The organism is Stenotrophomonas pictorum JCM 9942, assembly GCF_001310775.1.
Lineage (GTDB): Bacteria > Pseudomonadota > Gammaproteobacteria > Xanthomonadales > Xanthomonadaceae > Stenotrophomonas > Stenotrophomonas pictorum.
Map to the genome: position 1 here is coordinate 1 of NZ_BAZI01000221.1, position 4,642 is coordinate 4,642.

The window sequence follows — 4,642 nt, forward strand, 5'->3', positions numbered from 1 at the left end:
GAGGAGCAGGCCGGCGGCTATCTGCTGGCGGCCGAGACCCTGCGCCGCGCCAAGGCCGGCGCCGAAGAGGAAACCATGGCGGCCAATCCGCAGGCCGATGTGGAAGCGGTGATCGCACTGATCGATACCGCACCGAAGGTCTTCATCTATGGTCTGGGCGACGACGGCCTGTACGCGCGCGAGTTCGCGATGCGGCTGTCGCTGCTGGGCATCCTCACCGTGCAGCACGCCGATCCGATTTTGATGACCGCCAATCTGTCGGCCGCGCGCGCGGGCGATGTGATGCTGGTGTTCTCCGAGTTCGGCAAGCTGCCGCAGCTGTGGCAACTGTCGCGCCAGTTCCAGGAGGTCGGCGGCAAGGTGGTGTCGATCACCCGCCATACCGCCAACCCGCTGCGCGCGCATGCCGATGCGGCGCTGGCGATCTGCGCGCACGACCCGCAGCCGCAGATCGCGCAGCTGCTGTACCGTTGCTCGCTGCAGTACCTGCTGGATTTCGTGTTCGTGCTGCTGTGCCAGTCCAATCCGGACCGCCAGCGGCAGCTGGCATTGAACCAGGAACGCATCCAGCAACTGATCGACAACTGATGACCGGAGCCGCCGCCATGTCTTTTCTGTTCCGTTCCACTACCCGGTGGCTGCTGTCCGCGCTGGCCTGCGTGGGACTTGCATCGAACGCCAGTGCCACGCCGCTGGACAACGCCCGCCAGCTGATCGTGGTCACCGCCCCTCATGGGAAGCATCCTCCGGCCAGTTGCAGGCATTCGAGCGCACGGAGAACGGCTGGCAGGCGCACGGCACCGGTTTCGAGGTGGCCCTGGGCAGCAGCGGCAGCGCCTGGGGTATCGGCCTGCATCCGCCACAGAACGGCGGCCCGCAGAAGCGCGAGGGCGACGGCCGCAGCCCGGCCGGCATCTTCACCATCGGCCCGGCGTTCGGTTATGCCGGTCATCTCGGCACCGCACTGCCCTACCAGCCGATGCTGGCCACCAGTTACTGCATGGATGTGCCGGCTTCGCCGCTGTACAACCGCATCGTCGATGCCGCCAAGGTCGGCACCGGGGCGGTGAAAGGCTCCACCGAGGCGATGCGCCTGGACCTGCACAACAACGGCGATGTGCGCTACCGCGAAGGTTTCGTCATCGAGCACAACCCGGGCAACGTGGCCGGACAGGGCAGCTGTATCTTCGCGCACCTGTGGCGCACCCCGGGCGAAGCCACCGCCGGCTGCACCGCGATGGCACCCCGGCAGATGAGCGATCTTCTGGCCTGGCTCACGCCTGACGCCACCCCACTGTTTGTGCTGTTGCCGCACGCCGAATACGGGCGCCTGCAGTCCAGCTGGGGCCTGCCGGCGCTGGTGGAGACCGCACATTGAGCACGCCCGCACGCCGCTTCACCCTCTCGGCCCCGGTCAAGGTGCTGATCGCGCTGCTGATCGCCGCAATCGTGGGTCTGTCGCTGACCGCCTATGACCCGGCACTGGCACTGCGGATTGCCGATGTGCTGCGCCCGATCGGCCGGCTGTGGCTCAACGCCCTGCAGATGACCGTGGTGCCGCTGGTCACCGCACTGGTGATCGTCGGCGTCAACACCGCCAGCAATGCCGCCGCCTCCGGCCGTACCGCGCGCAACGCGATCATCGTGTTCCTGGTCCTGCTGGTGGGCTCGGCCGCGTTCTCCGCGGTCATCACGCCGGCGTTGCTGGATCTGCTGCCGCGCGATGCCGACAACATCCAGGCCTTCCGCGACGCGCTGCGTTCGCCCACCACTACGGCCACCCCGCCCAGCGCCGCGCAGTGGATCAGCTCCTTGATCCCCAGCAACGCGCTGGCGGCGGCCGCCTCCAGCGCGATGCTGCCGCTGGTGGCCTTTGCGATGTTCTTCGGCTTTGCATTGAGCCGCCAGGAACCGGAGCGCCGCGACCGCATCCTGGACATCATCCGCATCATCGCCGACACCATGATCACCATCGTGCGCTGGGTGCTGTGGGCCGCACCGGTCGGCGTGTTCGCGCTGGTGTTCGTGGTCTGCGCCGAAGTGGGCATGAGCATCCTCGGCGTGCTGGGCTACTACATCGTGCTGATGTGCGTGATCTACATCCTGATCACCCTGCTGCTGTACGTGGTGGCCCGCTTCGCCGCCGGCGAGCCGTTCGGCCGCTTTGCCCGTGCGCTGGTGCCGGTGCAGGTGATTGCCGGCAGCACGCAGTCGTCACTGGCCTCGCTGCCGGCCATGATCGACAGCGCGCGCAACCGGCTGGGCTATCCGGCCGGGCTCACCTCGCTGGTGCTGCCGATGGCGGTGTCGCTGTTCCGCATCACCAGCCCGGCGCAGTACATCGCCGTGGCCAGTTTCATCGCCTGGCTGTATGGCATCGACGTGCACGCCTCGCAGTACGCCGTGGCGGTGCTGCTGGCCGCGGCGATCAGCATGGGCTCCACCGGCCTGCCCGGCCAGGCCAATTTCATGACCAACAACCTGCCCATCACCCAGAGCCTGGGGCTGCCGGTGGAACCGCTGGGCGTGCTGCTGGCGGTAGACACCATCCCCGATGTGTTCTGCACCATCGGCAACGCCACCGGCGGCGTCACTGCCACCGGCATCGTCGCCAGGCACACGCCAGCAGATCCCCAAGCGGCCGCGGAAAGCTGAGCGAGGCGGGGCGCCGACACGGCGCCCCGACATGCGGTACAACACGCCCCTGGACATCGCTTCCCGCCACTGGAGATCCCCATGCCCCGTTCCACGCTGCTGGCCATGACCCTGGCTCTGGCACCGATCCTGTTCACCAGCGCCTGCGCCGCCGCACCCGATCCCGCTGCGGACACGGCGGTGAAAGCCGCGCACTGGCCCTTCGCCGTCACCGACGTCGCCCGCTTCCGCGAGCCGTGGGCAATGACGTTCCTGCCTGACGGCAGCCTGCTCATCACCGAGAAGGGCGGCAAGCTGATCCATTTCGACCCTGCCAGCGGCAACCGCGGCGTGGTGAGCGGCACACCGGCCGTGGCCTATGGCGGCCAGGGCGGTTTCGGCGATGTGGTCGCGCATCCGCAGTTCGCCGGCAACGGGCTGGTCTACTACAGCTACGCCGAGGAAGGCGATGGCGACACCCGCGGCGCGGCGGTGGCACGCGCCAAACTGGTGCTCGATGCCGACGGCGGCGGACAACTGCGCGAGGCGCAGGTTGTCTGGCGACAGACCCCGAAAGTCAGTGGCGGCGGCCACTACGGCCATCGTCTGGCGTTTGGTCCGGATGGCAAGTTGTGGATCAGCTCCAGCGAACGGCAGAAGTTCGATCCGGCCCAGGACATGAAGGCCAATCTGGGCAAGATCATCCGCCTCAATGACGATGGCGGCATTCCCGCGGACAATCCGTTCGTGGCCCAGGGCGCGCCGGCCGACCAGGTATGGTCACTGGGCCATCGCAATGCGCTGGGCCTGGCATTCGATGCCAACGGCAGACTGTGGGAACACGAGATGGGCCCCAGGGGCGGTGATGAGCTGAACCTGATCCAGCGCGGCGGCAACTATGGCTATCCCATCGTCTCCAACGGCGACCACTACGACGGTCGCGATATTCCCGACCATGACACCCGCCCGGAATTCATCGCCCCGGTAGTGACCTGGCGGCAGGTGATCTCACCGGCCGGTTTCATCATCTACAACGGTGCGCTGTTCCCGCAGTGGCAGGGCAGCGGCTTCATCGGCGGGCTCTCGTCCAAGTCGCTGGTGCGGGTGGCCTTTGATGGCGAGAAGGCCCGCGAAGCCGAACGCTTCGACATGGGCCAGCGGATCCGCGAAGTGGAGCAGGGCCCGGACGGCGCCATCTGGCTGCTGGAAGATCAGAAGGATGGCCAGGGCGGCCGGCTGCTCAAACTCACGCCCAAGGCCGGCTGAGCCGCCTGCGCATGCGCCGCCGGTCCGGTGGCGCATGCGTCACGGCCTGGATTGCCGCCTCAGGGCGGCGCCAGCAGCTCGAACGTCACCGCCTCGCCACTGACGGAGGAGGCGCATACCCACACATCGAACAATCCCGATTCGGCACGGAACTGGCCATCCACACCGGTGAACGCCAGTTGCTGGCGGTCCAGGTGGAACGTCACCGACTGCGACTGGCCCGGCGCCAGCGCGATCTTGGTGAACGCCTTCAACTCGCGCACCGGGCGCACGCGGCTGGCGACGCGGTCATGCACATACAGCTGCACCACTTCCTCGCCGGCCACGCTGCCGGTATTGGTGACCCGGGTGGTGATCCGCAATTGGCCATTCCACTCCAGCTGCGGCGCACTCAACTGCGGCGAACCGTAGGCGAAGGTGGTGTAACTGAGGCCATGGCCGAAGGCATACAGCGGTGCATTGGGAATTTCGCGCCAGCGCGCCTTGAACTCGGACATGCTCGGCAGTTCCGGGCGACCGGTCCGGGGGTGGTTGTAGTAGAACGGCTGCTGTCCGGAGACCTGCGGAAAACTGACCGGCAAACGCGCCGAGGGGTTGTAGCGGCCAAACAGCACATCGGCCACCGCATGCCCGGTCTGCGTCCCCAGATACCAGCTCACCGCGATCGCCTGCGCATCGCGGACCGCGCCCTGCAGCGCCAGTGCGCGGCCGTTGCGCAGCAGCACCACCAGCGGCTTGCCGG

Annotated in this window: 4 protein-coding genes and 1 pseudogene; 4 read left to right on the forward strand and 1 reads right to left on the reverse strand. The window is 67.5% G+C overall.

Annotated elements, in window-relative coordinates; genetic code table 11:
• The 4 genes and pseudogenes from JCM9942_RS11095 to JCM9942_RS11110 all read left to right on the forward strand — a co-directional run.
• Positions 1-588, forward strand: a 588-nt coding sequence (locus tag JCM9942_RS11095; protein WP_054659681.1) for a MurR/RpiR family transcriptional regulator, incomplete at its 5' end; no start/stop codon positions are given.
• 17 nt (positions 589-605) lie between these two features.
• Positions 606-1,378: pseudogene (locus JCM9942_RS11100) on the forward strand (L,D-transpeptidase family protein).
• Entirely contained in the window at positions 1,375-2,655 is a 1,281-nt protein-coding gene (locus JCM9942_RS11105; protein WP_054659683.1) for a dicarboxylate/amino acid:cation symporter, read from the forward strand. The pseudogene JCM9942_RS11100 and the gene JCM9942_RS11105 overlap by 4 nt, the downstream one beginning before the upstream one ends.
• Positions 2,656-2,736: 81 nt before the next feature.
• Complete coding sequence (locus JCM9942_RS11110; protein ID WP_054659686.1) at positions 2,737-3,900, forward strand: PQQ-dependent sugar dehydrogenase; 1,164 nt, start codon at positions 2,737-2,739, stop codon at positions 3,898-3,900.
• Between the two features lie 59 nt (positions 3,901-3,959).
• On the opposite strand, the gene JCM9942_RS11115 is transcribed toward JCM9942_RS11110, so the two are convergent.
• A partial coding sequence (locus JCM9942_RS11115; protein ID WP_172675099.1) for a fibronectin type III-like domain-contianing protein occupies positions 3,960-4,642 on the reverse strand: 683 nt, incomplete at its 5' end.